Raw genomic sequence first — 26,787 nt, 5'->3', positions numbered from 1 at the left:
AGCCACCCGCCCCGTAAGTAACCCGCACACAAGGAGATCATGAGACAGACCAGGAACGGCGGGTACGGCGGCGTCCCACGCTGGATTTACGTCCTTGCGGCTGCCGGTGGACTGTTCGTGGTGCTGCCGCTGGCGGCCATGGTGGCCAAGGTCAACTGGACCCAGTTCATCCCGCTGGTCACATCGGAAGCGTCGCTGCAGGCCCTTGGCCTGAGCCTGCGCACATCCGCGGCCAGCACCGTCCTGTGCATCGTCCTGGGTGTGCCGCTCGCCCTGGTCCTGGCCCGCGGCAGCTTCCCCGGCCAGCGCTTCCTCCGCTCGCTGGTCCTGCTCCCGCTGGTCCTTCCGCCGGTGGTGGGCGGCATCGCCCTGCTGTACACCTTCGGGCGGCAGGGGCTCCTGGGCCGGACCCTGGAGGTGGCAGGCCTGCAGATAGCTTTTTCGACGACGGCGGTAGTCCTGGCCCAGACGTTTGTGGCCCTTCCGTTCCTGGTGGTCAGCCTCGAGGGCGCCTTGCGGACCGCCGGGAACCGGTACGAGGCGGTGGCGGCGACGCTTGGCGCCGGGCCCACCACGGTGCTCCGCAGGGTCACGCTTCCGCTCGTGCTGCCGGGGCTCGCGTCCGGCGCCGTGCTGTCCTTCGCCCGCAGCCTGGGCGAATTCGGCGCCACCCTCACGTTCGCGGGCAGCCTGCAGGGGGTGACGCGGACTTTGCCGCTGGAAATCTACCTGCAGCGGGAAACGGACGCCGATGCCGCCGTCGCGCTTTCCCTTGTCCTCGTGGCGGTGGCCGTGGCTGTGGTGGCACTCGCGTACCGCAGTCCCCGCGCCGCTGAACGGGCCCCGTCTGGCAACGGGGAACGTACGACGCCGGCGCGCGCCCCGGGCGGTGCGGCCCGGTGACGTTCTCGGTTCAGGCCGCCGTGGCAGGCCGAGGGTTCGACGTCTCCCTCGCGCTGGGCCCTGCCGAAACGGTGGCCGTTATGGGAGCCAACGGCGCGGGCAAATCCACCCTGCTGAACGTTATCGCTGGCCTGCTGCAGCCGGACTCGGGCACGGCCGAACTGGACGGCAGAACCCTGTTTGACCTCACCGAAGGCCGCGGCGAATGGACGGCTCCGCACCGGCGCGGCACCGCGCTCCTGGCTCAGGAACCGCTGCTGTTCCCGCACCTGAGCGTGCTGGAGAACGTGGCCTTCGGTCCCCGGAGTGCAGGCGTGTCAAAGCAGGCTGCCCGGGAGTCCGCCCTGAAATGGCTCGGTGAAGTCGAGGCAACCGAGCTACAGTCCCGCCGCCCGGCCGAGCTCTCCGGCGGCCAGGCGCAGCGCGTTGCCGTGGCGCGGGCGCTCGCCGCCGACCCCGGACTGCTCCTCCTGGACGAACCGATGGCCGCGCTGGACATCCATGCCGCGCCGCTGCTCCGGCGCCTGCTCAAGCGCGTGCTGGCCGGCCGGCGCGCCATCATCATCACGCACGACGTCCTCGATGCCCTGATGCTGGCCGACCGTGTGGTCATCTTCGAAAACGGGCGGATCAGCGAGGAAGGTCCAACCCGCGACGTCCTCCAGCGCCCGCGCAGCCGTTTCGCGGCCGGGCTCGCCGGGCTCAACTTTGTGGCCGGCCATATCACCGAACACGGTCTGCAGGCCGGCGCCCTCAACCTCTTTGGACACCACGACGCAGCCGCCCCGCTCCCCACCGGACAGCCGGGCGTGGCTGTCTTCCCGCCGTCGGCCGTTTCCGTATTCCTCACCGAGGCGCACGGCAGCCCGCGGAACTCCTTCGCCGTGACCATCACCGACCTGGAACCGCACGGGGACGGGATCCGCGTCCGCGCCGGGGTGGGCGGGCAGTTGAGCGCGGACATCACCCCGGCGGCATCTGTTGATCTCGGTTTGGCGCCGGGCATGCAGGTGTACTTCGTGATCAAGGCTGGCGCGGTCGCCATCTACCCCAGCTGAAGGGGCGGGGATCCGCGGGTAGGCTGGTCGGCGTCGCCCGGACGCGGCGGCGGTATTGGGGGAGAACCATGAGAAGAATTACGACGGCGGCTGCCGTCCTTGCGCTCCTGGCGGGCATGTCCGGGTGCAGCCTGTTCCCGTCGCCGACGCCGCTGCCGGACATCGCCCCGGCAACGCCCGTGTCCGTGCTGCCGCCGGAGTGCCCGTTTGTGGGCCGGGACGACGTGTCGCCGGTCCGGATCCCCAAGGGCTCGCCGCGCGAAACCATCGGCAGCGTCCTGAACGCCTACAGCGGCTGGCTCAACGCTGGCTCCGAGCTGGTCACGGCGTGGAGCCCGGGCAAGGCCGTCCCGGAAAACTGCGTCCCGGACCTCGCGGCGAAAAACGCGGAGGCCTATTCGAGCACCCTGTTCACCACCCACGGTGACGTCGCGTGGCAGGAATACTTCGCGGCGGTGAAGGTGATGAACCAGCAGAACCTGGCGGCGGTCCGCATTGCCGAGGCAGGTACGGGCGGGCGGGGCACGTTTGAGCTGCTGCAGGAGATCGATTCGAGCGCCACAGACGCCGGCACGTTCCTGAAGTTCGACGCCGTCTACCGCCCCGTGACTGCCGGGCAGGGCAGCTGGGAGGACCTGGACAAACCGACCCGCTGGTATGTGGAGCTCGTCCCGGCGGGGGAGTTCCTGGTCATCAACTACATCGAAACCAAACCGGCTGCCGGCTATCCGTGATCCGCTTGGCCCGCGCGAAAATGTAGTTGACTGATTTTGTCATTTAACGTGACATGCTTCACATCTGGCAGTAATGTCGCCTGTGGATCGCCCGCACCGATGGCCGGTCCGATCTCCGCAAGCCGGGTCATCACGGCCAAGCACTGCAACTCAACATCGCTGAAGTCCGTCCGCCTGGGCATCACGTACCTGGAAACCGGCGGAACGGTGAAAACGGTGGCCGCCCGCTATCCGTCCAGCGCTGGCGATGTCCTGCTCCTGATCCGGCTGGCCTAACAGACCACCGGGCGGGTGGCTCATTGGGGGAGCCGCCTGCCCGGCATGTTTTCATGCCGGCCTCGGCCGCTTCGGGACTCGCTTCGGTCAGGGCCTTGCCGGCCGTGGCGGCAGGGGTGCCGGGAGCGGATTTCCGCTCGGCAGCGGACGGCTCTGGACAGGCAGTTCGCCGTCGGCAAACATGGGGCGTAGAGGGCACATCCTCAAAGTTGAGCGTAGTAGACTCAACTTAACGAAAAATGCGTATCCCGGAAGGAGCTCTCTTTGGACGTCAAATTCACAACCAAGAGCCAGGAGGCTCTTTCGGCAGCAGCCATGAACGCCTCGACGGCGGGGAATCCCCAGGTGGAACCCGCCCACCTGCTCAAGGCGCTGATGGATCAGAGGGAGGGCGTCGCCGTCGCGCTTCTCCGGGCTACGGGCGCAGACCCGGATGCTGTCAGCGTGCAGGCGAGCGGCGCCATCAAGGCGCTGCCGGCAACGTCGGGCGGCTCCACGCAGCAGGCCCAGCTGTCCCGGCCCGCGCTGCAGGCCATCCAGAACGCCAAAAACGAGGCCGACAGGCTCGGCGATACCTATGTCTCCACCGAGGTCCTGCTGCTGGGGCTTTCCGCCGGGAGTGACGCCGTCGGGCGGTTAATGCGCGACGCCGGTGCCTCCCATGAAGCGCTGCTCGCCGCCCTGCCGGGTGTCCGCGGCGACCGCAAGGTCACCACGCCGGACCCGGAAAACACGTTCCAGTCGCTGGAGAGGTTTGGCACTGACCTCACCGCAATGGCGCGTGCGGGCAAGCTGGACCCTGTGATCGGGCGCGATACCGAGATTCGGCGCATCATCCAGGTGCTGAGCCGCCGCACCAAGAACAACCCCGTCATCATCGGCGAACCGGGGGTGGGCAAGACAGCCGTCGTCGAAGGGCTCGCCCAGCGGATCGTGGCCCGCGATGTCCCGGAAAGCTTGCGGGGCAAGACGCTGATCGCCCTGGACCTCGCATCCATGGTGGCCGGTGCGAAGTACCGTGGCGAGTTCGAAGAGCGCCTCAAGGCCGTGCTGGAGGAGATCAAGAACTCGGACGGCCAGATCGTCACGTTTATTGACGAGATCCACACGGTGGTGGGTGCCGGTGCCACGGGGGAGTCCTCGATGGATGCCGGCAACATGCTTAAGCCCATGTTGGCCCGCGGTGAGCTGCGGCTGATCGGTGCCACCACCTTGGATGAGTACCGCGAGAACATCGAGAAGGACCCCGCGCTGGAGCGCAGGTTCCAGCAGGTGTATGTGGGCGAGCCCAGTGTGGAGGACACCATCGGTATTCTCCGCGGACTCAAGGAGCGCTACGAGGCGCACCACAAGGTCACCATCGCCGACTCCGCGCTGGTGGCCGCCGCAACCCTGTCCAACCGCTACATTTCCGGCCGCCAGCTGCCGGACAAGGCCATTGACCTGGTGGATGAGGCAGCTTCGCGGCTGCGGATGGAGATCGACTCCGCGCCGGAGGAGATCGACCAGCTGCAGAGGGCCGTGGGCCGGCTCACCATGGAGGAGCTGGCTCTTGCCGCTGAGAAGGATCCCGCGTCCGTGGAACGCCTCGCCGCGATCCAAGCGGACAAAGCCGACAAGACTGAAGAGCTGGACGCATTGAACGCCCGCTGGGCTGCCGAGAAGGCCGGGTTGAACCGGGTGGGTGACCTGAAGGCGAAGCTGGACGAACTTCGCTCCCAGCAGGAAAAGGCCGAACGGGAAGGCGATCTGGAAACAGCCTCGCGCATCATGTACGGCGAGATCCCGGCCTTGGAACGCGAACTCAACGCCGCAGCGGCCGCTGAGGAAGCGAACACGGACAAGTCGGGCCAGATGGTGGCCGAACAGGTCACCGCGGACGACATCGCAGAAGTCATCTCCGCCTGGACCGGGATCCCGGCCGGGCGCATGCTGCAGGGCGAAAGCCAGAAGCTGCTGCACATGGAAGAAGAGCTCGGCAAGCGGCTCATCGGCCAGGCGAAGGCTGTCACGGCGGTTGCCGACGCCGTCCGTCGTGCGCGGGCCGGCATCAGCGACCCCAACCGGCCCACCGGTTCGTTCCTGTTCCTGGGCCCCACCGGCGTGGGCAAAACGGAGCTTGCTAAGGCCTTGGCGGACTTCCTGTTCGACGACGAACGCGCCATGGTGCGGATCGACATGTCCGAATACGGCGAGAAGCACTCGGTGGCTCGGTTGGTAGGTGCCCCTCCGGGGTACGTCGGTTATGAGGAGGGCGGCCAACTGACGGAGGCCGTCCGCCGTCGGCCGTACTCGGTGATCCTGCTGGACGAGGTGGAGAAAGCCCACCCGGAGGTCTTTGACATCCTCCTGCAGGTGCTCGACGACGGCCGCCTCACCGATGGGCAGGGCCGCACCGTGGACTTCCGCAACGCCATCCTGGTTCTCACGTCCAACCTGGGCAGCCAGTTCCTGGTGGACCAGTCGCTCGACGCGCAGGCCAAGCGGAGCGCTGTTATGGCCACGGTGAATGCCTCCTTCAAGCCGGAGTTCCTGAACAGGCTGGACGAAGTGGTGCTGTTCGACGCCCTGTCCGTGGACGAACTGGCCAAGATCGTTGAACTGCAGGTGGCTGAGCTGGGCAGGCGGCTGCATGAGCGCCGGCTCACCCTTGAGGTGAGCGAGGGTGCCCGCGCCTGGCTGGCCATGTCCGGCTTCGATTCCGCGTACGGTGCCCGGCCGCTGCGCCGACTCGTGCAGAAGGAGATCGGCGACCGCCTGGCCAAGGCTATCCTGTCCGGTGGGATCGCGGACGGCGACACGGTGCTTGTGGACACCGCGGCCGACGTCGACGAACTCACCATCGAAGGACTCGAGGCGCTGGCAGCGCCCGACGGCGGTGCTCCCGCCGGCACGGGGCTGGTGGTGCGCCGGAAGGAATAGCGGTTCTGCAAGGCTCGGGCGAACCCTATTTCAGGGCAGCAGATTCCCGTATTTCATAGCTGAGGTTTTGGTGGTCCGCATCCATTTCGTTGACTTGGATGCGGTATCCGTCGGGGTCATTGACCGTGAAGAAACGGCCGAACGTTTCGTCCGTGATGTCCGACGGGGCATATCCGGCAGCTCGTAGTCGCTCTGCGGTGAGCACCAGGGCGAGCGTGCTGGGGCGCCTGTAGGCTTCGTAAGTGATTCCCGGAAAGACGTCCCGGCTTCGGTTCCGGCCGATGGCGTCAGCAGACCTGGACAACATGACTGCGCTTCTGGGTGATCCTGCTGTCATGGCTTATTACCCTGCGCCCAAGACGCGGGAAGAAGCCGCGCAGTGGATCGCCTGGAATGAAGCGAACTACGCCACGCATGGTTACGGCCTTTGGATTGTGGAAACTCTCGATGGCGAGTTTCTGGGTGACTGCGGACTTACCTGGCAGCAGGTCAATGGTCGCAGCGAGTTGGAGGTCGGATTTCACATCCGCGCGGAGGCGTGGGGCCGGGGATATGCGACCGAAGCGGCCGCGGCCTGCTTGGAATTCGCACGCGACGAGCTCGCTGTTAAGCAGCTCGTCGCCATTATCCATCCAGAAAATGTGGCTTCTCGTCGGGTGGCGGAGAAAATTGGCATGAGCTACATCGAGAACGATCATGGCGGCACCATCGCGACACGGATGGTTCTCGGAGTTCAGCTGGCGTCCGGCAGGGGTCCCGCATGAACGCTGGGCTGCGGGGAAGTAGCAACGTGCAAACGGCAAGCAGCCAGGAATCGTTCATTCTTGTTTCCGACGGATATAACACCAGAGAGCTAGAAGCATCCGGCTGGACAAGAATTCACGACAACATCCTCGTCTCCGACGGTTATCGCCGCTCAACAATTTTCGCGGGCAGCAGGCTGCTATTCGCGGCATTCCTCCCTTAGCGGTTTGAGGTGCGCCGGGATCGCTCTGCCGGAAAGGGTCGGATACGTGCACGTGAACTCTCCCCGGTATCCGAAGAGAAATCCGACGACGGGGTTCCGCACCTGCATCTGAATCGTAAACACCCCGCGAATGTCATCGAAGCTCTCGTACAGGTCAGCAGTACCTGTGCAGAAGGCCGGAAACGTGAATCCTGCGAAGCCTTCGTAGAACCGCTGCGCCCCCGATTGCAGGTGCAGCGATCCATCGGCCAAGACCTCCAGCTCGAGGTCGGTGGCCAGATGCTGGTGGGTGCCGAGGTAGTCGACAATCCCACCACTTCGTTCGCTGTGCACCATAGTGGCGTCGAAGCGGCGTCTCTTGGACGAGGGCAGTTCCAAGGTCCTGACGAACGTGACGGTAGGGCGGCCAAACCTGTCAATGTAGGGATAGTTCTCGATCGTGAACGGGATGTCATTGCCCTGGTCCGGGAAGAGAATATTGCGGTAGGCACCCAGTCGCAGAAACAGTACCGTCCACCACGCACCCCGGCGGACTTCGGAGAAGACCCCGTGCCCGACGCATCCGTAGCCCGCTTCGGTGTCAACGCCGAAGCGCTTCTGCAGCATGGGGTGCAGCCTTTGGAAGTCTTGCCCCAATGCCACCTCAAAGATCGAAGCCACGGCTATTCGCCTCTTTCAGTCTGAGAGCGGAAATCACCTGTGGGTGCAGCCAACCCGGCCAGGGCAGAGGGGGCACGGCCCGAGCGCGCGTCCGGAGCACTCCGAAGGCAGCGCCCTGCCCTCGGCACAGTCCAATGGGACGGGAACATCCAGGTGGTCAGAGCCACCGTCACTCCCAGGGCTGCCAGGCCAGCGGTTCGACTGGCGAGGGCGCTGCGGAGCAGGGCGCCGGCTGCCAGAATGCCGCCTGCTCGCGCTGCGGCGTCGACAAACCACCGGTTGCGGGCGCCTCTGGGATCCAGATCTGCCTCCGCCCACAGTCTCAGGCGGTCGAAGCTTATTGCTGTTGCCCAACCCAGAGCGGGCCGGAACACGTGCGAGTCCAGGACTTTGCCGAGAGCGCCCATCCCCGGCTGATAGTTGTACCCCGTGATAAACCGAAGACCGTCCTCTGTCGGCACATACCGCCAATAACCCGAACCAGACCCAATCGGAGACAAGGGGTCGGCAGAATCGAATTTCAGCACCGATGTGGCCTGCCCATCGGATCGATGCTTATGCCCCAGCGATGTTCCGTTCCCCCGGATGATGTGTAGAGGAAGGCGGGACTCGTAACGAAAATGCAGAAGTCCCTGATCATCTCCTCCGGTGGGGACTATTCGGGAGAATCACAGATCCCACCGGGCGTGCAGTGCGGGGTCCTGGCTAAGAGTCCATACGCGTTCCATAGGGGCACGGATGCTGGTCTCAACGTAGATCGGCTTGTGTTTCGCAGGCTCATTCCCGCCAAAGTTTTCCCCCATTCCAGCATCATAAGGTGCAACTTGAGGTCACTCCCGGTCATGGGGCGCGACAATTATCTGGACGTCGTCTTCATACAACAGCCGTCCTGGATCGTTTGAATGGAGCACCTGCCACCCAACTTCATACCGGCTTAGGAGGTCCGTGTAGAACTCAACGCGGACGAGCAAACGCACAGCTGTGCACTTGAACCAAGCCTCCGCTGTTGGGTTGACTGCGGGGTCGTAAATCGATCTATCCACCGTCGACGGGTTCAAATATGCGGAATCGTAATGGTCATTTGAGCGCCGCCAGGAAGCCCAGTCCTGGGTGCTGAGTCTGCCGCAGTTTGCTAAACCGTTGGCGAGATTAAAGATGCCCGGGTAGCGTCCACGGCCATTGGCGATGCCTGCCTGGTAGCGCACATACTTCGAGTCCATGGTTCCCAACTGATCACCTGTCCGAAATTCGTAGGCGCTGACTCTATCGTCCGGCTTGGCGTGCAGCGGCCTCGATCCGGGACCGATAGGCTGCCCATTCGTCAGATGTGCGGCTTGGTACGTTCGGATCTTGCGGTCCGTTGCCCGCTGTGCCGTCTATCAGCTCGCGCAAAATGTCGGCATGCCCTGCATGCCGGGCTGTCTCGACGCACACGTGAACCAGGATCTGATGGAGGGTCACGCGTCGGCGCTCGGGCGTCCACCAAGGTACTTCACCTGCAGAGTCGAGGCTGAGTGACTCTATCGTCGCGTCGCTTTGTCGGGCGGAGAAATGGTAGAAGTCAATGATGTCTGCCCGGCTCTCGTCGGCCGTTGCCCACATATCATCGTCAACCTCCCCAGCTTCGGACAACCAGGGCACTTCCCGGCCGTGCGGTCTGCCGAACACGTCGCTGAAGTATCCCAATTGCACTCCACCGACGTGCTTGACCAGCCCCAGGAGGTTGGTAGCTGTGGGCGTCATCGGACGGCGAATGTCGTACTCGCTGACGCCGTCGAGTTTCGCGAGAAGATCTGCCCTTCGAATGCGAAGGTACCCAAGTAAGTCAGCCTTTTGATCCATATCCCTCACTCTGCCCTAGGGCGACGCTTATTGCCGCAAACAACATGGTGGCCACCTGACGTAGGCTTTCAACGTCCGAACGGAACTGCAAGCGGCGACAGGGTTTGGTAGCGCGCCGCAACAGACGTGCTCCGTTGGAAGGTAAAAACCGCGAGCGGGTTTGACGCGGACGCCACGGGTCCGGTGTCGCCAGGCGACCGTGTGGTCGTTACAGCGCGCACGTTCTGCCTCACTATTTTAGAGCCGGTCGAAGTGGTGGCGGTTGTGGGGAAGCCTGGCCGAAGCGGGTTCTCGTACCGGACGCTGCCAGGGCACCCTGTGGACGGCGAAGAAGCCTTCATCGTCCACCGCCTTGGCGACGACGTGCACCTCACCATCCGCTCCCTGACCCGGGCGGCCGTACGGCAACCGTGGCGGGTGCTTTACCCGCTCCTCCTGGTGGCGCAGCGAATCGTGCGGAGGCGGTACTTGCGGGCTCTCCGATGAATTAGCGAACTATCGCACTGAAGGGTGACGGTTACCGTCGGCGCCTCATCCGCAGGAAACAAAACAGTACCGGGGTCAAGATCCCCGTCGGTGCGAGATTGCCCTGCGAACGATCGTGAGTATGAGTCGAGTTATCTTCATGTGCGGGCCGGCGGGGCTCCGGCAAATCCGCTGTTGCACGTCGCTTGGCGGCCGAAGGTATGGTCCGGCTGTCCTTTGACGAAGTGGCGTGGCAGATGGGACTCCGCATCATGCCCGTTGAGGAGGGCATCCAGCCCTCCGAGAACTCATTCACGAGGGACAATCCCAGCCCTCGGTTAGCGCCAGTGACGACAGCAAGCTTCTTCATCCGATCAGGCTAGCCGCGTCACGAAGCGCTCGCCGTCGTGAGCGCTGCGCTCAATTTCCTCCAAGCCGCTACGAAGTGGGAACGAGCCGGAAGGCATAGCGTCCGTCTGGGCCGCTGCCGGGATTCATGGTGAAGTCTGCACCGTCGGTGTCCAGCTTCACTTGCGCCGCGAACACCCCGCCGTCGCACGCGACACGGACTGGTTCAATAACGGCGGCGCCTGCCCAGCTCGCCACTGACAACTCGACGTCGGCGGGCCCTTCGCAGAGGAAGTGCAGTTCGTAATTGCCGGGCTTGGCCGTCATCCCGTAGCCGGTGGTTGAATTCGAACTGGCGCTGCCCGCCACTTGGCCGGGCAGCGCCGGTTTCAGCTGCTGCGATGACCAGTCACTCATGTCTTCGAGCGATGATGCCCGCGGGTCGCTGTTCGGCGCCAAAGTAACGCCGGGTGACCGGGGCTGCCCCGTTGCGCCTTGGGACGAGGAGCCAGCTGCACCGTCAGCCGGGCCACCGTACTCGCAGCCCGTCAGCCACACCACAAGTGCGGCCGAAACGAACAGGACCCGGGTGCGCTGAGTCTGCGTCCCCCAAAGAGCTGACATGTCCCGAGTCTAAACCCCCAGCCCAAAGGTCAATCCAGCGAACCGCCTAATGCAAATGAAGCCGTAGGCTCTGTATCCGCTCGCTTCTAATACAGTCTGTTACGGCAGCGCGCTGGCGTTGATGACGTTCCCGCCGTCGGCCGTGACGTAGCAGTCCACCCGCCGGTCGCCGGATTCCCAACTGGTGCTGCTGGGGTAGGCCCGCTGGAAGTTCAGCGTGTACTCGTTCGCTGCCGGTCCCAGCTTCGCCGCCTGGCAGGCCTCCAGGGCCTTGGCTGCGAGGGCCTCCCGGCCCGGATAGGAGCCAACGGCGGGGTAGCGGAAGACGGCGACGAGCTGGGCCGAGTGGCCGGCATCGCAGGCCACCACCGTTGACCGCAAAGCCTCGGGGTCAAAATCCTTGAAGCAGTCGCCCAGCCGGTAGTTTGCTGGCTCCACACCCTCACGGGGGAGGGGGAGCGGGGTGGCCAGGGGAGTGGGTGAGGTTTCCACGATCACGGAGCCGCCGTCGCCGGTCGTTTCCGGTGCCCCGGAATCCAGCCACGCGGCGAGCCACACCAGGCCTCCCACCACACCGAGCAGGACCACCACGAAGAGAACCTTCAGGAGCGTAGATGCGACCCGCCGGGGCTTCCGTGCCGGGGGCTCCACCGCAGTTGCCGGAGCAGCCACCTGCGGCAATCCGGCGGTGGGCGGAGCGGCAGGTTTGGGCGGGACGGGACGCGGTTCCTGGTTGTCCATCCGGATACCCCTCCTGGGTTTCGCCTCGGGATGCTGGATTCTCCGGGCACCCGGATCGGCAGCTGATGAAGAGACTCTATCCAACAAAAAAGCCGGGAACCGTGCGCGTCGCGGCGGAAAGGGTACCCGACATGGCGTCCGTGCGCACGGGCCGGGGCGCACCGTGCGCGGAAAGCATGTAATCTAGGTGTTACGACAAATTGACCAAACATTCCGGGGCCTCACCGATAGCCAAGGTGACCACCTCCGGTCCGAGTACAAAAGGGGGTCACGCCATGGGGCGCGGCCGTCAAAAGGCAAAAGCTACCAAGCAGGCTCGGGATATTAAGTACTATTCCCCGAACACTGACTATTCGGCCCTTCAGCGAGAGCTCAAAGGTCCTGAAGGTCGTGCCACGAGCCATTTCGCGAATGACCCGGTTGAACCGGACTATTCGGCTTATGTGGATAAGTACGCGGACGATTTGGAAGAAGACGACGACGAGGTACACACCCGTCGGATCGGCTAGTTGTTGCACGCCGGCCCCGCCGCAAGGCGCCCGGCCCCGCGACGCTGCAGTACGTTCGGACGCCGTTCGTTAGTACAGCGCTTCTTTTCAGCACCCCGGATCCCAGCGGAACCGCGGTGCTGGCCTCAGTTATCAGGCCCGTTGCCTGCGCCGGAACCCGGTGCCGGCGGCGGGCTTTTTGGTGTTGACTGGAGGCGTTGATGCGTGTGCCGCCCGCGAAAGGACCTCCCATGCCAGGAAACTCCTCATCCCCCAGGTACCGCCACGGTGAACCATGCTGGGCTGACGTCCAGACCCGGGACGTGGAGGCAGCCAAGGCCTTCTACGCGGCGGTGTTCGGGTGGACCTTCAAGGACCTGCCCACGCCCGATGGCCGCAGCTATGCCCAGGCGTTCGTGGGGGAGGACCTGGTGGCCGTGGTGGCGCCGCAGAACCCGCACCAGGAATCTCTCGGCACGCACGCCCAATGGAACATCTACTTCGCGGCCGAGGACGCCGGTGCGCTGGCCGAGGAAGTTCCCCACGCCGGCGGCGCAGTGCAGTTCGGCCCCGAGGAAGTGGCGGACACCGGCGTGATGGTGTTTGTGGATCCTCCCGGCGGCGGGACCACCGGCGTGTGGCAGCCCGGAACGCACACGGGCTCCGGCCGGTACAACGAGGCCGGTGCGCTGTCCTGGACGGAGCTGCTGACGCCCGAGCCGCGGGCCGCCGTCGGGTTCTTCCAGCAGCTGTTCGGCCACGAGGTGACCGAGTATCCCCAGGACGACGGCGGGACGTACAGCACGCTGATGGTGAACGGCGCGGAGGTGGCCGGGATCGTCGCGGCCGAGGCGCCTGCCAGGTGGCAGATCTACTTCGGCGTCACCGACGTGGCCGATGCCGTGCGGAAGGCCGTGGCGGCGGGGGCAGAAGTCCTGATCGCGCCGGAGCCCGATGACGACGATACGCCCGGCGCCACGGCCACCCTCAAGGACCCGCAGGGCGGTGAGTTCAGCCTGCTGGAGGTCTAAGCCTGATTAACCGTCGATTGCTCCGTAACCGCCCTTTTGAAGCCTCAAAACGGCGGTTACGGAGCAGTCGATGAGGGTTTTAGGCGTAGGCGTTGACCAGGCGGACGGCGCCGCCGTCCACACCCTTGGCGCCCTGGACGTAGTCCGGACCGGACTTGAGGATGGAATCCGAGTCCGCGGTGACGGTGCCCATGATCCAGGACGGCACGCCGCGGTCGTTGAGGCGGGCCACGGCGGCGTCGGCAGCTTCGGCGGACACGATGGCCACCATGCCCACGCCGAGGTTCAGCGTGCGCTCCAGGTCGGCCAGCGGCACGTTGCCCAGCTCAGAGACCAGCTTGAAGATGGCCGGAAGCTCCCAGGTGGCGCGGTCCACGGTGGCAACGAGGCCCTGCGGGAGGACGCGCGCCAGGTTGGCAGCCAGGCCGCCGCCGGTGACGTGGCTGAAGCCGTGCACACCGTGCGCCGAGTTGACCGGGAAGGTGCGGGCGAGGTCCAGGCAGTCCGCGGCGTAGACGCGGGTGGGTTCCAGCAGTTCCTCGCCCAGCGTGCGGCCGAGTTCGGAGACCTGGCGGTCCAGGGCCCAGCCGGCGTGGTTGATGACGCGGCGGACCAGCGAGTAGCCGTTGGAGTGCAGGCCCGAGGACGCCATGCCGATCACAACGTCGCCGGCGCGGACGCGGTCCGGGCCCAGCAGGTCGGCAGCCTCGACAACACCGGTGGCGGCACCGGCAACGTCGTATTCGTGCTCGCCCAGCAGGCCGGGGTGCTCGGCGGTTTCGCCGCCCACCAGGGCGGTGCCGGCCACGGAGCAGGCCGCGGCGATGCCACGGACGATGTCCGCGATGCGCTCCGGGACAACCTTGCCGCAGGCAATGTAGTCGGTCATGAAGAGCGGCTCGGCGCCCACCACAACGATGTCGTCAACCACCATGCCCACCAGGTCAAAGCCGATGGTGTCGTGGATGTCCATGGCCTGGGCAATGGCAACCTTGGTGCCCACGCCGTCGGTGGACGTGGCCAGCAGCGGGCGCTTGAAGGTCAGCAGGCGAGAGACGTCGTACAGGCCGGCGAAGCCGCCCACTCCGCCGATGACGGAGGAATTGTGGGTGGCCTTCACGGCACCCTTCATCAGCTCCACGGCGCGGTCGCCGGCTTCAACGTCAACACCGGCGGAGGCGTACGTGATGCCTGCAGGGCTCAGTGGGCTGTTACCGGCGGCGGGGGTTGCGGAAGTCATACGGACTCTTTCTTTTCAGCGCCGGGGGTGGTGGCTTCGTGGCGGATCGCGGGCACGTGGTCTTCTTCGGTGAGCAGGTTCTCGAACTCGGCGTCCGGTCCCGGATCGCAGCCGGTGGCGCCGGCCTTGTCCGCCGGGTCCTCCTCGGCGTCGATCGCAAGCGCGGCCGTTGCGCCGGGGAGGGCAGAGGGCGACGGCGTGAGGCCGCCGAGGTCGGTGCGCTCCAGCAGGTTCTTGCCCAGTTTGTCCCCACCCGGGAGCGCGATGGGGTACTGGCCGGTGAAGCAGGCGGTGCAGAGGCGCTCCCGCGGCTGCATGGTCGCGTTGATCATGCCGTCTTCGGAGATGTACGCCAGGGAATCGGCGCCGATGGCCTGGGAGATTTCCTCGATGGTGGCGCCGTTGGCGATCAGTTCCGCGCGGGAGGCGAAGTCGATGCCGTAGAAGCACGGCCACTTGACCGGCGGGGAGGAGATCTTGATGTGGACGGACGCGGCGCCGGCCTCGCGGAGCATCCGGACGATGGCGCGCTGGGTGTTGCCGCGGACGATCGAGTCATCCACCACCACGACGCGCTTGCCGCGGATCACGGACTCGAGGGCGTTCAGCTTGAGCCGGATGCCCAGCTGGCGCAGGGTCTGCGAGGGCTGGATGAACGTGCGGCCCACGTAGGAGTTCTTGACGAAGCCGTGCGCGAAGGGAATCCCTGATTCCTCGGCGTAACCCACGGCCGCGGGCGTGCCTGACTCCGGGACCGGGATGACGATGTCCGCGTCCTGGGTGTTTTCGCGGGCCAGCTGGCGGCCCATCTCCACGCGGGACTCGTACACGGAGCGTCCCGCGATGGCGGCATCCGGACGGGCGAGGTACACGTATTCGAAAACGCAGCCGGCCGGCGTCGCCTCCGCGAAGCGCTTGGAACGCACGCCGTCCTCGTCGATGGCGATGAATTCACCCGGCTCGATTTCGCGGATGAAGCTGGCGCCCACCGTGGCCAGGGCGGACTGCTCGGAGGCAACCACCCAGCCGCGCTCCAGCCGGCCCAGAACCAGCGGGCGGATGCCGTACGTATCGCGTGCGGCGTACAGGGTGCCTTCGTCCATAAACACGAAGCAGAAGCCGCCCTTGATCTTCGGCAGGAGCTCCATTGCGGTCTGTTCGAGGGACTTGCCCTCCTCGCCTTCGAGCAGCGCCGTGACCAGGGCGGTGTCCGAGGTGTTGCCCTGCTTCATTTCGCCGCTGAGCTGGCCGCCGTTGCGTTCCATGATCATGGCGTTGAGCTCGGCCGTGTTGGTCAGGTTGCCGTTGTGCGCCAGGGCAACCGTGCCGGTGCTGGTGGCGCCGAGGGTGGGCTGGGCGTTGGCCCAGTGGCTGGCTCCGGTGGTGGAGTAGCGGCAGTGTCCCACCGCCAGGTGCCCGGTCAGGGTGTTCAGCGTGGTCTCGTCGAAGACCTGGGATACGAGGCCCATGTCCTTGTAGACGTTGATCCGCTTGCCGTCACTGGTAGCTATACCAGCCGACTCCTGACCGCGGTGCTGCAATGCATACAGCCCGTAATAGGTTAGTTTTGCTACTTCTTCACCTGGTGCCCAGACCCCGAAAACGCCACAAGCGTCCTGAGGTCCCTTTTCGCCAGGGAGAAGATCATGAGAAAGTTTTCCATCGCCGCGTGCCACTGGTCGATTATCTCACGAGATGCGGTACGACTTTTCCGCCGCCGGCATTGTGACTGTGCCCGGAGGCCGGACGACGGTGTTGGAACCTAGGGCTGCGCGCCGTCGTCGGGCTCTGAATCCGGGACGGCTTCCACGATGGCGCGTTTCTGGCGCTTGACGCTCCGCCGGTCCAGCAGCAGGGCCCCCACGGCGCCCAGCACCGCGCCGCCGGCGCCGAACATCACCAGGAAGAAACCGAACACCGAGCCGCGCTCGAAGGATTCGTCACCGGGGAGACCGTATGCGACGGCGGCAGCCACCGCTGCGCCCACCAGGGCGCCGAGGATGAGGAACGGCACATATTTCGGTGCCCGGCGGACGGTGACCTCGCGGCGTTCAGCGGGGGTTTCTTCAAAAGCCATGCCCTCTAGCCTACTCATCATTGGCGTCAGGGCTGTGACGTCCGGGTCAGGATCCAGGTGTTGGTGCCGTCCTGCCGTTCGAAGGTCACTGTGGTGACCAGCGCCTCGATGAGCGCCAGGCCGCGGCCCGACTCGGAATCGTCGTCCGGGGTCCCAGGCTCCAGGGGGCCGAACGGGGGCTCGGCGAAGAACGCACTGACCCGGGCCTGCAGGAGCGTGGGCTGGACGCTGATGTCCACTCCCAGCTCCACGGGTTTCTGCGCCTTGGCTGGCCGCGCGTGCTGGACGATGTTGGACGCGGACTCGATCACCGCCGTGGTGAAGGTCATCTGGTCCATGGCCTGGACGAACGGGGCGGTTCCAGCCGTCCTTGCCCTGCTGGATCGGGCCGTAGAACAGGGGTGCCTGGCTGCCGAGTGGATCGCGGCACGTTTTCAGCTAGGACGCCCAGCGCCATCCCGCATAGTTCAGGCCGAATATGACCGTCAGGACCACCACCAGGCGGGTCCAGAAGCGCGTCATGCCGGGGCTGGCTCAGGCAGGCGGCGGACCACCACTACGGTGACGTCATCCTCGGCTGGGAAGACGGTGCGCCGACCCCTCGGCGGTGACATGCAGCGCCAGTCCGTGGCCGGCGTCGACATAGCTGACGACGCCGGAAGCGGCGTCCAGGCGGGCGTGGAAGAGGGTGGCAAATGAGTTGGAGGAATCCAGGTCCGCCGCGATGGTGGTGCTGGCGGAGGCGAAGGCGGCGTCCAGGTCCTGGCGCTGTCCCGTGGACCGCATGACGGCCCGGACGGTGGCCGCGATGAGGGCGGCGCCCATGCCCTTGCCCATGGCATCGGCGAACGTCAGGTGCAGGCCCTCCGGTGTGCGGTACCAATCGTAGAAGTCACCGCCGACGCCGCGGGAGGGGCGGAAGACGCCGGCGACATCGTACCCGTCCACCCGGACGTCCTCCTGGGGCAGGCTCTGCTGGACCTCGGTGGCGCGCTCCAGCTCGCTCGCCACGGCTGTGTCCGCGGCGGACGGCTGCCGGCGGCGGAACAGGGCGTTGATCCTGGATTGGAGTTCGCGCGGGCTGAATGGCTTGCTGATGTAGTCATCGGCGCCATTGTCCAAGCCCGTGAGCTTGTCCAGTTCGTCGGCACGGGCGGTGAGCATCACGATGAAGGCATCAGAGAATTCACGGAGGAGTTTGAAGACTTCCAGCCCGTCCACGTCCGGGAGGTTCAGGTCCAGTGTGATGAGATCCGGCTTGGCGCGGCGGACCTCCTCCACGCCGGGAAGGCCGGCTTCAGCGTGGGTGACGTCGAAACCCTGCTTGGTCAGGATCCGGACAAGGAGGCCTCGGATGTCCGGATCGTCCTCATCACAACGGCACGGCACGGCGCGGTTCGGGCATGGAAGGCATGCCTCTACTTCTACAGTATTGGGGCCCCTGAAGCATGTCATAGACCTGACAACGAGGGTTGAAAGTCGGGTGCAGCACTCGACATTCCGGGGCGGTCGGCCATTGACCGGCCTGGCGTGGCCCGGACTTGCCGGAATACTTGCCCGCCCTTGATGGGACCTTGAGGCTCCTTGGCCACACTCGAAGGACCAGCTTTGAAGGAATGTGCGGATTGCCGGAGGACGGTGCAGGACTCATGGAACCAACGGAATCCGTCAGACTGCCGGGCGGGCTGGGGCACTGGTGGCGGCGGCTCTTGAAGCAGGGCCGCCGCCCGCGCAGCACCGTTCACTACCTGAGCCATTCCTGGAAGCTCCGCTCGCTGTCCCGCTCGCTGGCCCAAGCCCTGGGGGAGTCCTGGGAGGCCTCGAGCTGGCCCGGGGACCGGCTGGAGGTCGGCGTCGAGCTCTCGGAAAAAGTCGAGCAGCTGACCCGCCTCCTCAACCGCGAAACCGAAGTTCACGGCCGCCTGGCGGCGCTCGCAAAGTAGCCGTTCCCTGCTGACCTTTTCCGTGCCACACTTGAGGACAATCAAGTGGCTGGGGGATACCAGGTCAGGAGATTGCCGTGCATTGGTACACAGGGTGGGCTTATCTTTTAGCTGGGCTTCTGACCATGGACGCGATGCTGCTGGCCTTGTGGTTCATAGACAACGACTGGCCGAGCAGCTGGTGGAAGAAACCCTGATTCAGCGCAGTTTGCGTCAGCTGGTCCCGCGTCAGTATGCGCGGAATCAGCGCAGGTCCAGGCGCATCAGGACGCGCGGGAACCCGTTGAGCACCGAATCCGTATCGGCCGCCTTGACGAACCCGGCCTTCTCAAAGAGTTTGCGCGTGCCCACGTACGCCATAGTGAGGTCCACCTTGCTGCCGCCGTTGTCCACCGGGTACCCCTCAATGGCGGGCGCGCCGTATCCGCGGGCCAGCTCCACGGCACCTTTGAGCAGGTGATGGGAGATCCCTTTGCCGCGGTAGCCGGGCCGGACCCGGATGCACCACACAGACCAAACATCGAGGTCGTCCACGTGCGGAATCCTGCGGTTGCGGGCAAAGCTAGTGTCGGCGCGCGGATGGACAGCTGCCCACCCGACTACTTCGTCGCCGTCGTACGCCAGAACCCCTGGCGGCGGATCCTGCGCCACCAGCTCCTTCACCAGGTCGCCGCGGGCCGTTCCGCGCAGCGCAAGGTTCTGCTTGGACGGGATGCGGTAGCTCAGGCACCAGCAGACGTTGGCATCGGGCCGCTTGGGTCCAACCAGCGTTTTGACGTCTTCGAACAGCGTTCCCGGACGGACTTCGATCGCCATGCCTGACTCCCGGTTGGTGGGCCACCTGTGCCCAGCCAGACTAGACCCCCAGGGACTCCCGGAGGGCTGCGACGTGGCCCTGCGCCTTGACCTGGTACTGGGCCAGCGACACGTTGCCGTCGGGGTCCACCACCACGGTGGAGCGGACGAGGCCTTCGACGATCTCGCCGTCCACCAGCTTTTCGCCCCACGCGCCGTACGCGAGGGCTACCGCGTGGTCCTCGTCGGAGAGCAGCGGGAAGGTCAGGTCAAAGTCGCCGGTGAAGTTGGCCAGCTTCCCCGGGGCGTCGGGGGAGATGCCCAGGACTTCATAACCGGAGCCCTGCAGGGATGAGAGGCTGTCGCGGAAATCGCAGGCCTCGGTGGTGCAGCCGGGGGTTGCCGCCTCCGGGTAGAAGTACACGATGACGTTCTTGCCGCGGTACGTGGCCAGAGAGGTTTCGGTGCCTTCGGCGTCCTGCAGCGTGAAATCGGGGGCCTGGGTACCTGGCTGAAGTTTGATGGTCAGTTGGGGGCTCATGGCGTTCCTTCGGGAGACTCTGATGGCAAAAGACAGGAAACCAGTGAATCGGCTTTCCACTTTAAACAACAACTCCGGCGTCATTTGAAGTATTCCGGCTGGTCCGGGGCAGGGACCTGTGTGGGGGTCAGTTACCCGTTCCGCGAATGTCCGGCGGTCCATTGACTTGAGGCGCCGGATGGATACGGTTAGAGGTACGCACTTCAGGTCTCCGCAGTACGTGATCCGCACTACGTAGCCGCTAGCCGGCATCCACGCACAACCGCTTGGTCCCAGCCATAAGCGTCCGACGCAAATGATCCCAAGGCTGTTTCCCCATGACCGCAAATTTCATCAGAGCACTGGCCGTAAAATCCCTTGACATCCCGGACAAGAAGCGGTGTCCGGACAAGGCCGAGTTCGATCTCGTCACGGTTGACGACTACTCGGTGGCCCGCCTCATCCTCGCTCCAGGCTGGCGCTGGTCCGAGTCTGCCAAGCCCACTGAACTGACGGATTTCTGCGAGCACAACCACCTCGGTTACTGCGTCTCCGGGAGCCTGGAGATTCAAACGTCCGACGGCGTGAGGTCCACCATCCGCGCCCATGACACCTATGCGCTGCCTCCCGGGCACGATGAGTGGGTGGTTGGCTCCGAGCCGTTCGTCGCCATTGAATTCCTGGGTACGGCGTCCTTCGGCCGGCCGCGGAGCAGGGGATCCCACGCGCTGATTTGAGCGCGCTGATTTGAGCCGGAGCCGGCCTGCCGGGGCTAGGGTGGGGGCTATACAGCCACGGCAGGTTCCGCGCACATGATTCCGTGGTGCACGATCCGGTTGAGCCTGGCCACAACCTCGGCCGGCGGGCAGTCCGCTTCGAGCTGGACGAAACCCGGGTATTCCGGCATGGAACGGTAAGCGTCGCGCAGGTCCACCAGATCAGACAATGTCTCCGAATCGGTGCCGCGGGCCATGATGCGCTCGTGTGCCAACGCAGGCTCAACGTCCAGGTGCACCACGGCGTCAGGCTCCGGCAGGGACGAAATCAGCCAGGGGAGCAGGCGGCCACGCCGCAGTCCTTTGGCCGCGCGCAGGGCCAGCTGGCAGTGGAGGTGCCGGTCCATCACCACCAGTCCGTCGACACGGCTGGCCCGGGCATGGGACACCAGCACGTTGGCCACGCGGAGGGTGGTCTCCACGGCGTCGGCCAGGCGGCGCGGCCAGCGGATGGCCAGCCGTTCAGCCAGCACGGACATGCTCCGCCTGCCGGCATGGTTGCTGAGCAGCAGGGCGTTTTCGCCGTCAGCCTGGGCCGCATCTACCAAGGCGCGGGCAGCCGTGGATTTTCCCGAGCCGTCGATTCCGGTTAAGACAATAAGCACATGGCCTCCTTTCGCCAATGGTTTAACGGAAGGGACAGTGTGATCGTCCCATCATGAGGTGGAGGTCACATTAAACTGGCGTCCGGATGGTGCCTGCAACGGGCCGGCAGCCACCACGGGGAACGGGGATCTTCGATGCAGTTAGCCCAGCTAGCCGCGATTGTTGCGTGTGTACTTTTGGCCGCGCTCGCGGTTTTTCAGGCCGCCCTGATCGAGGGAGCGCCACTGGGACGGTTCGCGTGGGGCGGCCAGCACAACATCCTGCCCACCAAGCTTCGGATCGGCAGCGCCACCTCGATCATCCTCTACATCCTCTTCGCCTATGTTGCCCTGGCCAAGGCCGGCATGGCGGCCCCGCTGGTGAACCAAGGCTTCACGGACGTCTTCTGTTGGGTGCTGACGGCCTATTTCGCGGTGGGCATCGTGCTGAACGGAATCTCCCGCAGCAAACCGGAGCGCCTGGTCATGACGCCCACAGTGGTGATCCTGACAGTCCTTTACCTGGTCCTGTCCCTGAATTAAGACGACCCGTATCAGGTGACCGGAATCAGTGCTGTGGTTCGAGGGCAAGCCGCAGCCCCAAGCCGATCAGGACGGTGCCGGTGATGCGGTCGATGATTCGGAGGCTGCGGGCGCTTTTCAGCCATTTGGAGGCGAAACCTGCTCCGAAAATCAGGAAGGTCAGCCACGCAAGGCCCAGGACGCAGTGGACGCCGGCCAGCAGAATTCCCATCAGCAGCGGAGGCGTCCCCGGCGGGATGAACTGGGGAATCGTGGCGATGTAGAAAACGCCGACCTTCGGATTGAGCAGATTGGTGCCTGTCCCGGTCAGCCAGCCCTGGAACAGCTGATGGCGGGAGGCGGCCGGGACCTCAACCTCCGCAGCAGGCGAGGCGGACGAAGGGTCCTTGGCCCGGCTCTTCCACAGCAGGGAAGCGCCAAGCCAAACCATGTAGGCGGCACCGGCGATTGTGAGTGTCCGGTACGCCAGTTCCGATGCCGCCAGCAGCGCCGAAACGCCCACAGCTGCCGCGATTCCCCACACCATCAGTCCGGTGGAGATGCCGAAGGCCGTGGCGAAGGCGAAGCCGCGGGTCCTGGCGAGGGACGAACGGAGCACCAGTGCCGTGTCGATGCCCGGAACCAGCGTCAGGAGCCCGGCCACAAGGCCGAACGCGAGCAGTGACTGAAAAAGATCCACGAGCCAAGGATAAGACAACGACGGCGGCCAACCGGCCGCCGTCGAACGTTAACGCAGGAGGCTTCTTAGCTGCAGTGCTTCGTGAAGGCGGCGCCGGCTTCCTGGTACTTCGCCTCCAGCTCGGCGAGCTTGGCCTCGTCCGGGGCTTCCTTGGCGGACTCGTCCGTGAACGCGATGATGGATCCGAGCGCAGGCTTGAGGTCATCCGATGCCACAACTTCGATGGGCCGGATCTGGTTGGCGAGACGCACCAGGCCGGTCTTGCCCACGTTGTTCGCGGGGTTCGCCAGGACAGCCTTGACGCGGTCGCAGGTTTCGGGGGTGGAAAGTTTGGTGGGCGTGGTGCACGCAGAAGCGGAAAGCACGAGGCCGGCAGCGATCAGGGCGGTGGCGAGTTTCTTCATGGGTCCCTCAGTAGTTGATTGAGGTTTCGATTGTAAGCAGAGACCGCGGCAGCTTGCCGCTCCGGGGCTCCGGAGGGCGGAGTGTGACCCGGCAGAGAGGGGGCTCCGGCCTCTGGCGGGGCGGTTCTCGGGGTGCATAGACTGGCAGGACAATCGTGCGGGCCTGCCGCAGGTTGGCCCGCGCGGATCACCTAAATTCAAGGAAGAATCATGGCCCGCACAACCCAGAATTCAGGAAAAGTACAGCGCCGTACCGCCATTGGGTTCATTGCACTCATGGGGCTGTTGGCGCCTGTCCTCCCGGCCTCGGCGTCGCCGCCGGATGACTCGGTCATTGTGCTCAAGGGCGCCACCTCCGCCGAGGGGATCGCCGCCGGCAAGGGAACCACTTTCTACGCCGGAGACCTGGCCCTCGGAGACATTTACCGCGGCGACATCCGTGAAGGCAAAGCGCGGTTGTTCATCGACGTATCTGACTTTGATTCGCAGCCGAGGGCCGCCGTCGGGATGAAGGCCGATACCCGCAACGACCTGCTGTTTGTAGCGGGCGGCGCCACCGGCAAGGCGTTCGTCTATGACACTGAATCGGGCGAGCCGGTGGATGACTTCACGCTGGCTCCGGGGTTCATTAACGACGTCGCCCTGACGCGGGACGGCGCTTGGTTCACGAACTCCGCCGCCGGTGAGCTCTACTTCCTCCCCGTGGGCAGGCACGGCGACTTGGGTCGTGTTGAGACACTGGAACTGAGCGGACCGGCTGCCGGGCTGACCGGTCCCTTCAACCTCAACGGCATTGCTGCCGCCAATGGCGACCGGGTCCTGATTGTGGCTCATTCGAACAACAAGTCTCTCTACACGGTGGACCCGGAGACCGGCGCCAGCGCCTTGATTGAGGGTGTGGAGGTGCCGAATGCTGACGGCATCCTGGTCCGGGGTCATACCGTCTGGGTGGTGCAGAACTTCCTGAACCAGATCGTCCGGATCGACCTGTCCAACGATCTCTCCTCCGGCGAGATCGAGGACACCATCACCAGTCCCCACTTCGATGTTCCCACCACGGTTGCGGGGTTCGGGAACACGCTGGCTGCCGTGAATGCGCAGTTCAACCAGCCAGCCAGTCGGCATGAAGTGGTGCTTGTGCCGGCCCGCGATTAGGCCGCTTACGTAGGGACGGTGCTGCCCCCGCATGACCGGTGTGGGGCAGCGCCGCGCGTGCGGGGCAGGGCAGCTGTTGCCACGTACGCTCTGCCGCGCACCCTGAAACCGCGTACGACGGCGGGGTGGCGCCTTAGGTGCGACTGCGCCCTTAGCGATCGCCCAGGTTGCCGCCGAGCGGCGGGATAGTGCCGCCGTCGTTCGGTTTACGGACCTTGCGTTCGGCCGCGCTGCGGATCTCGCCCTCCGCCGAGCCGTCCGACTCGCCCTCGAGATCGACCATCCCGCCGGTCTGGTCGAACGGGTGGGTGTACCGGTTGTACGCCGACGGCTCGCCCGTGGGCACGGATTCCCGCCAGGCGCCCGTGGCATGGCCCTCGTGCTCGATGAATTCCTTGAACTTCTTCAGGTCGTGCTCCGCCTGGCGGGCCACGACGTGGAGGAGGTCGCCCACCTTCTCCACCATGCCCTCCGGCTGGTACTCCAGGGTGAGGGAGAGTTCGGTTTTGTTGCCGCCGGCGTCGGAGAATTCCACAACGCCGGAGTTCGTGGCCCCTTCGGTGGACGCCCACTCGATCCTGCGGTCCGGGATCTGCTCCACGATGGTGGCTTCCCACTGACGGCGGACCCCGGCAATATGGGCCACCCACTTCAGGCGGTCGGTACTGAGCTGGGTCACGCTCTCCACGCCACCCATGAACTGCGGAAAATCCTCGAACTGGGTCCACTGGTTGTAGGCGGTGCTGACCGGCACGTCAACCACAATCCGCTTCTCGACTTTGCTGCTCACAACGTCTCCTATGACTGGAACGGTCTGGTGACAAACTGAATACAGTCAGTATGCTTACCTATCGCTGTTGCGGGCAAGGCTTCAGGGGCGGGGCTTCATGGGCGGGGCGAGCCAGAGGGGAGGGCGACGGCGGCTAGTCGTCATCGGTGTCGGCGCCTTCGGCGGGTTCCTGGGAGTGCATGCGAATGTCGGTGGGGTCCGCCAACTCGTCCCCTTCGGCCGGAGCCTCGCTGTGGATGCGCTGCGCCACGACTGGTTTTTCCTTCATCTCAACCGCTCCTATGGTGTGTGGAATGTGCCTCAACCATCATTCAGCGCCTCACGAAGCGGGGTGTCAAGAACCCTTCCAGAGCACTGGCCGCGGCACGTTTTTTGTGCCGGACGCACCCTCGCCGAGCAGTATCGGCACGGCGGTGATGCAGTCCTCCATGCGGAGTGTGCTGAGCTTCCTGGACGCCCCCCAATTGAACGCCCCGGAAGTCTACATTCACTTCAAGCCCGAGGTTTTCGGGGAAGGCGGCGAGATGCGGGATGAATCGACTGCCAAGTTCCTCCAGCACTACATGGAGGAAAACAGCGCGTTCGTCCAGCGGGCACTGGCCGCCAATGCGCCGGGCCACATCGGTGATCCGGAGCCGGATCCGGACAGGCTTTCACTGTAGTCCAGCCTTCCCAAGCCCACAGGCTCAGTCGAGGGGCAGGGTTACCGTCACGGTGGTGCCCTGCCCTGGCTTCGAACAGACGCTGACAGTGCCGCCGGCCTCATGCACTGCCACGGACATCAGCCGCAGCCCGTAGCCGTGGTTCTTGCCGCTTAACGCGAGGTCGCAGTCAAAGCCCGTGCCGTCGTCGGACACCACGAGACGGATGCCGTGGTCAACGGCGGACAACTGGACGGTGAGCTCGGCGGCGTCGGAGTACTTGAAGGCGTTGCTCAGCGCTTCGCGGGCCGATTGGTAGAGGAGGGACGCGCAGTCCGCCGGGATCTCGATGCCCCAGTGCGGAGTATCCCAGCGGACTGCCGTTCCTTGCTGGCGGAGGGGTCCGGTCAGCCGGTCAATGCAACCGGCCAGCCCCAAGGTGTGGAAGTCGAGCGGGTGGTGATCAGTGATCAGTCCTCCCACCGCGACGACCTCGTCCAGAGCTGATTCCTTCCCCATGAATCTTCCTGCTTCCCCGCCGTATTCTTGTGGTGATAAATCCAGCGTGGACCGCCAACTGCATGAGTTGCCAAGGGTTGGCTCAAGGTTGGATCAATTTTTCGGGGCGTTTGCCGCTGGCATCTGCGGCACTGGTGGGCGCCGCCCGGCCCCGGCGGTCAGGGCCGCATTGGCCGCCGCGATCAGGAAAATGCCGGCCCACTGCACAATGCCCAGGGCCTCACCCAGGGCCAGTGCTCCGACCAATGCTGCGAAGACCGGGTTGATGCTCATCAGAACACCGAACAGGCTGGTGGGGATGCGGCGCAGGGTGATCACGTCCGCGACGTACGGGACCACGGACGCCAGTACGCCGGCGCCTGCTGCGCAGAGGAGGGTGAACGCGTCGGGCTGGTGGTTGATGAACGTCACCAGCGCCACGGGGAGGAAGAGCGCGGCGGAGAGGCCGGTTGCGGCCGCCGTCCCCTGGATGCCCGGGATCCGCTTGCCCACGGTCCTGTTCAGGAGAATGTAGGCGCCCCAGCTGCACGCGGCGACCAGTCCCAGGCCGATGCCCACATAGTCCGTGGACGCCTCCGGCTGCGTGATGGCCACAACCCCGGCCGCGGCAAGAAGGGCACAGGCCGCGCTCGCCTTGGTCCGTGAACCGATCAGGGCAAGAGCCAGCGGACCCAGGAATTCGAGCGTGACCGCCAGGCCCAGCCCGATGCGCTCCACCGCCGCGTACAGGGAGAGGTTCATCGTCCCGAACACCAGTGCCAGCAGAAGAACGGGCCACCACTGGTGGCGGGTGAAGGAGAAGATGCGTGGCCGGACGAGTGGCAGCAGCACCGCCGCGGCAATGAGCTGCCGCGCTGCGACCACGCCCACCGGGCCGATCGCAGGGAAGGCCAGGGAGCCGCTGGCCGCACCCAGCTGGTTGGATAGCGCGCTCGCCACGAGGATGGCGCCAGCCCGGCCTCGGCCGGCAGTTAATGTGTTGTCCATCCTTGGAGTGTGGGGCCGCCGGGGTTGCGTCCAAAATGCATAGACGGGCGCTCTTATGCGTCCAGCGTATGAATA

The 26,787-nt window shown here is 65.2% G+C and carries 29 protein-coding genes and 4 pseudogenes; 14 read left to right on the top strand and 19 right to left on the bottom strand.

Features of this window, described 5'->3' with window-relative positions; all coding sequences use genetic code 11:
* Nucleotides 1–39: 39 nt before the first annotated feature.
* From ASG77_RS03750 to clpB, 5 genes are all read left to right on the top strand, one after another.
* Complete coding sequence (locus ASG77_RS03750) at nucleotides 40–903, top strand: ABC transporter permease (RefSeq protein WP_056341180.1); 864 nt, start codon at nucleotides 40–42, stop codon at nucleotides 901–903.
* Nucleotides 900–1,961 (top strand): sulfate/molybdate ABC transporter ATP-binding protein, encoded by a 1,062-nt coding sequence (locus tag ASG77_RS03745; protein WP_056341178.1) that lies wholly within the window; start codon nucleotides 900–902, stop codon nucleotides 1,959–1,961. The genes ASG77_RS03750 and ASG77_RS03745 overlap by 4 nt, the downstream gene beginning before the upstream one ends.
* A 68-nt stretch (nucleotides 1,962–2,029) precedes the next feature.
* On the top strand, nucleotides 2,030–2,695 hold the full coding sequence (locus ASG77_RS03740) for a hypothetical protein (protein ID WP_156380165.1): 666 nt from the start codon (nucleotides 2,030–2,032) through the stop codon (nucleotides 2,693–2,695).
* 99 nt (nucleotides 2,696–2,794) lie between these two features.
* Nucleotides 2,795–2,971, top strand: coding sequence for a hypothetical protein (locus ASG77_RS21675; protein WP_235564271.1), 177 nt, complete (start codon nucleotides 2,795–2,797; stop codon nucleotides 2,969–2,971).
* A 264-nt stretch (nucleotides 2,972–3,235) separates the two neighbouring features.
* Nucleotides 3,236–5,893, top strand: coding sequence for an ATP-dependent chaperone ClpB (clpB, locus tag ASG77_RS03735; RefSeq protein ID WP_056341173.1), 2,658 nt, complete (start codon nucleotides 3,236–3,238; stop codon nucleotides 5,891–5,893).
* A 25-nt stretch (nucleotides 5,894–5,918) separates the two neighbouring features.
* Here the strand turns inward: clpB and ASG77_RS22105 are convergent, their stop codons facing one another.
* Entirely contained in the window at nucleotides 5,919–6,200 is a 282-nt protein-coding gene (locus ASG77_RS22105; protein ID WP_162254908.1) for a VOC family protein, read from the bottom strand.
* Here ASG77_RS22105 and ASG77_RS03725 point away from each other — a divergent pair.
* The gene (locus ASG77_RS03725; RefSeq protein ID WP_442854230.1) at nucleotides 6,175–6,657 is read left to right on the top strand and encodes a GNAT family N-acetyltransferase; all 483 of its coding nucleotides are present in this window, start codon (nucleotides 6,175–6,177) and stop codon (nucleotides 6,655–6,657) included. The two genes, ASG77_RS22105 and ASG77_RS03725, sit on opposite strands and share 26 nt — an antisense overlap.
* 179 nt (nucleotides 6,658–6,836) lie before the next feature.
* Here the strand turns inward: ASG77_RS03725 and ASG77_RS03720 are convergent, their stop codons facing one another.
* Together ASG77_RS03720 and ASG77_RS03710 are read right to left on the bottom strand one after the other, a co-directional pair.
* Nucleotides 6,837–7,520, bottom strand: coding sequence for a DUF4166 domain-containing protein (locus ASG77_RS03720; RefSeq protein WP_056341166.1), 684 nt, complete (start codon nucleotides 7,518–7,520; stop codon nucleotides 6,837–6,839).
* 1,263 nt (nucleotides 7,521–8,783) lie between these two features.
* Nucleotides 8,784–9,362: a DinB family protein gene (locus ASG77_RS03710; RefSeq protein WP_056341162.1), complete on the bottom strand. Its 579-nt coding sequence runs from the start codon at nucleotides 9,360–9,362 to the stop codon at nucleotides 8,784–8,786.
* 123 nt (nucleotides 9,363–9,485) lie between these two features.
* Here ASG77_RS03710 and ASG77_RS03705 point away from each other — a divergent pair.
* Nucleotides 9,486–9,848: pseudogene (locus tag ASG77_RS03705) on the top strand (DUF1990 family protein); the annotation flags it as partial.
* Between the two features lie 417 nt (nucleotides 9,849–10,265).
* Here ASG77_RS03705 and ASG77_RS21670 read toward each other — a convergent pair.
* Nucleotides 10,266–10,799: a hypothetical protein gene (locus tag ASG77_RS21670; RefSeq protein ID WP_156380164.1), complete on the bottom strand. Its 534-nt coding sequence runs from the start codon at nucleotides 10,797–10,799 to the stop codon at nucleotides 10,266–10,268.
* Nucleotides 10,800–10,898: 99 nt separating this feature from the next.
* Nucleotides 10,899–11,540 (bottom strand): septum formation family protein, encoded by a 642-nt coding sequence (locus ASG77_RS03695; RefSeq protein ID WP_056341158.1) that lies wholly within the window; start codon nucleotides 11,538–11,540, stop codon nucleotides 10,899–10,901.
* Between the two features lie 275 nt (nucleotides 11,541–11,815).
* On the opposite strand from ASG77_RS03695, the gene ASG77_RS03690 reads away from it, so the two are divergent.
* The gene (locus ASG77_RS03690) at nucleotides 11,816–12,049 is read left to right on the top strand and encodes a DUF3073 domain-containing protein (protein WP_056341155.1); all 234 of its coding nucleotides are present in this window, start codon (nucleotides 11,816–11,818) and stop codon (nucleotides 12,047–12,049) included.
* Between the two features lie 230 nt (nucleotides 12,050–12,279).
* Nucleotides 12,280–13,059 (top strand): VOC family protein, encoded by a 780-nt coding sequence (locus ASG77_RS03685; RefSeq protein ID WP_056341153.1) that lies wholly within the window; start codon nucleotides 12,280–12,282, stop codon nucleotides 13,057–13,059.
* A gap of 79 nt (nucleotides 13,060–13,138) precedes the next feature.
* Here ASG77_RS03685 and purM read toward each other — a convergent pair whose 3' ends face one another.
* The 5 genes and pseudogenes from purM to ASG77_RS03660 all read right to left on the bottom strand — a co-directional run.
* Nucleotides 13,139–14,299: a phosphoribosylformylglycinamidine cyclo-ligase gene (purM, locus tag ASG77_RS03680; RefSeq protein ID WP_056341151.1), complete on the bottom strand. Its 1,161-nt coding sequence runs from the start codon at nucleotides 14,297–14,299 to the stop codon at nucleotides 13,139–13,141.
* Nucleotides 14,296–15,975, bottom strand: a complete 1,680-nt coding sequence (gene purF / locus ASG77_RS03675) for an amidophosphoribosyltransferase (RefSeq protein WP_056341149.1) — start codon at nucleotides 15,973–15,975, stop codon at nucleotides 14,296–14,298. Before purF ends, purM begins: the two co-directional genes overlap by 4 nt.
* Before the next feature lie 86 nt (nucleotides 15,976–16,061).
* Nucleotides 16,062–16,376 (bottom strand): hypothetical protein, encoded by a 315-nt coding sequence (locus tag ASG77_RS03670; protein WP_056341147.1) that lies wholly within the window; start codon nucleotides 16,374–16,376, stop codon nucleotides 16,062–16,064.
* 26 nt (nucleotides 16,377–16,402) lie between these two features.
* A pseudogene (locus tag ASG77_RS03665) lies at nucleotides 16,403–16,729 on the bottom strand (ATP-binding protein); the annotation flags it as partial.
* Nucleotides 16,730–16,946: 217 nt separating this feature from the next.
* Nucleotides 16,947–17,765 (bottom strand): annotated as a pseudogene (locus tag ASG77_RS03660) (response regulator); the annotation flags it as partial.
* Nucleotides 17,766–18,025: 260 nt separating this feature from the next.
* On the opposite strand from ASG77_RS03660, the gene ASG77_RS03655 reads away from it, so the two are divergent.
* On the top strand, nucleotides 18,026–18,319 hold the full coding sequence (locus ASG77_RS03655) for a hypothetical protein (RefSeq protein WP_156380163.1): 294 nt from the start codon (nucleotides 18,026–18,028) through the stop codon (nucleotides 18,317–18,319).
* Between the two features lie 243 nt (nucleotides 18,320–18,562).
* Here ASG77_RS03655 and ASG77_RS03650 read toward each other — a convergent pair whose 3' ends face one another.
* Both ASG77_RS03650 and bcp read right to left on the bottom strand, forming a co-directional pair.
* A complete protein-coding gene (locus ASG77_RS03650) occupies nucleotides 18,563–19,135 on the bottom strand; it encodes a GNAT family N-acetyltransferase (protein WP_056341145.1) in 573 nt (190 codons plus the stop codon).
* A gap of 40 nt (nucleotides 19,136–19,175) precedes the next feature.
* Nucleotides 19,176–19,655, bottom strand: a complete 480-nt coding sequence (bcp, locus tag ASG77_RS03645) for a thioredoxin-dependent thiol peroxidase (protein WP_056341143.1) — start codon at nucleotides 19,653–19,655, stop codon at nucleotides 19,176–19,178.
* Between the two features lie 317 nt (nucleotides 19,656–19,972).
* On the opposite strand from bcp, the gene ASG77_RS03640 reads away from it, so the two are divergent.
* On the top strand, nucleotides 19,973–20,371 hold the full coding sequence (locus ASG77_RS03640) for a cupin domain-containing protein (protein ID WP_056341140.1): 399 nt from the start codon (nucleotides 19,973–19,975) through the stop codon (nucleotides 20,369–20,371).
* Between the two features lie 47 nt (nucleotides 20,372–20,418).
* Here the strand turns inward: ASG77_RS03640 and ASG77_RS03635 are convergent, their stop codons facing one another.
* The gene (locus ASG77_RS03635) at nucleotides 20,419–21,015 is read right to left on the bottom strand and encodes a dTMP kinase (RefSeq protein ID WP_056341138.1); all 597 of its coding nucleotides are present in this window, start codon (nucleotides 21,013–21,015) and stop codon (nucleotides 20,419–20,421) included.
* Nucleotides 21,016–21,150: 135 nt separating this feature from the next.
* On the opposite strand from ASG77_RS03635, the gene ASG77_RS03630 reads away from it, so the two are divergent.
* Entirely contained in the window at nucleotides 21,151–21,537 is a 387-nt protein-coding gene (locus ASG77_RS03630; RefSeq protein WP_056341136.1) for a hypothetical protein, read from the top strand.
* A gap of 25 nt (nucleotides 21,538–21,562) precedes the next feature.
* Here the strand turns inward: ASG77_RS03630 and ASG77_RS03625 are convergent, their stop codons facing one another.
* Nucleotides 21,563–22,216 carry a LysE family translocator gene (locus ASG77_RS03625; protein WP_056341135.1) on the bottom strand — a complete coding sequence of 218 codons (654 nt, stop codon included), beginning with the start codon at nucleotides 22,214–22,216 and terminating at the stop codon, nucleotides 21,563–21,565.
* Between the two features lie 65 nt (nucleotides 22,217–22,281).
* The gene (locus tag ASG77_RS03620) at nucleotides 22,282–22,620 is read right to left on the bottom strand and encodes a hypothetical protein (protein ID WP_056341133.1); all 339 of its coding nucleotides are present in this window, start codon (nucleotides 22,618–22,620) and stop codon (nucleotides 22,282–22,284) included.
* Nucleotides 22,621–22,830: 210 nt separating this feature from the next.
* On the opposite strand from ASG77_RS03620, the gene ASG77_RS03615 reads away from it, so the two are divergent.
* The gene (locus ASG77_RS03615) at nucleotides 22,831–23,775 is read left to right on the top strand and encodes an SMP-30/gluconolactonase/LRE family protein (RefSeq protein ID WP_056341131.1); all 945 of its coding nucleotides are present in this window, start codon (nucleotides 22,831–22,833) and stop codon (nucleotides 23,773–23,775) included.
* A 151-nt stretch (nucleotides 23,776–23,926) separates the two neighbouring features.
* Here the strand turns inward: ASG77_RS03615 and ASG77_RS03610 are convergent, their stop codons facing one another.
* Both ASG77_RS03610 and ASG77_RS22810 read right to left on the bottom strand, forming a co-directional pair.
* Nucleotides 23,927–24,565 (bottom strand): SRPBCC family protein, encoded by a 639-nt coding sequence (locus ASG77_RS03610; protein WP_056341128.1) that lies wholly within the window; start codon nucleotides 24,563–24,565, stop codon nucleotides 23,927–23,929.
* Nucleotides 24,566–24,698: 133 nt separating this feature from the next.
* Complete coding sequence (locus ASG77_RS22810; RefSeq protein ID WP_268760640.1) at nucleotides 24,699–24,833, bottom strand: hypothetical protein; 135 nt, start codon at nucleotides 24,831–24,833, stop codon at nucleotides 24,699–24,701.
* Between the two features lie 121 nt (nucleotides 24,834–24,954).
* Here ASG77_RS22810 and ASG77_RS03605 point away from each other — a divergent pair.
* Nucleotides 24,955–25,227: pseudogene (locus tag ASG77_RS03605) on the top strand (NADPH-dependent FMN reductase); the annotation flags it as partial.
* 24 nt (nucleotides 25,228–25,251) lie between these two features.
* Here ASG77_RS03605 and ASG77_RS03600 read toward each other — a convergent pair.
* Nucleotides 25,252–25,725 (bottom strand): sensor histidine kinase, encoded by a 474-nt coding sequence (locus tag ASG77_RS03600; RefSeq protein WP_056341126.1) that lies wholly within the window; start codon nucleotides 25,723–25,725, stop codon nucleotides 25,252–25,254.
* A 93-nt stretch (nucleotides 25,726–25,818) separates the two neighbouring features.
* Entirely contained in the window at nucleotides 25,819–26,712 is an 894-nt protein-coding gene (locus ASG77_RS03595; RefSeq protein ID WP_056341124.1) for an EamA family transporter, read from the bottom strand.
* Nucleotides 26,713–26,787: the final 75 nt, after the last annotated feature.

Origin of the sequence: Arthrobacter sp. Soil762 (assembly GCF_001428335.1) — a bacterium.
In the GTDB taxonomy this organism is placed as follows: Bacteria; Actinomycetota; Actinomycetes; order Actinomycetales; family Micrococcaceae; genus Arthrobacter.
This window is presented reverse-complemented; position numbering and strand designations above follow the sequence as displayed.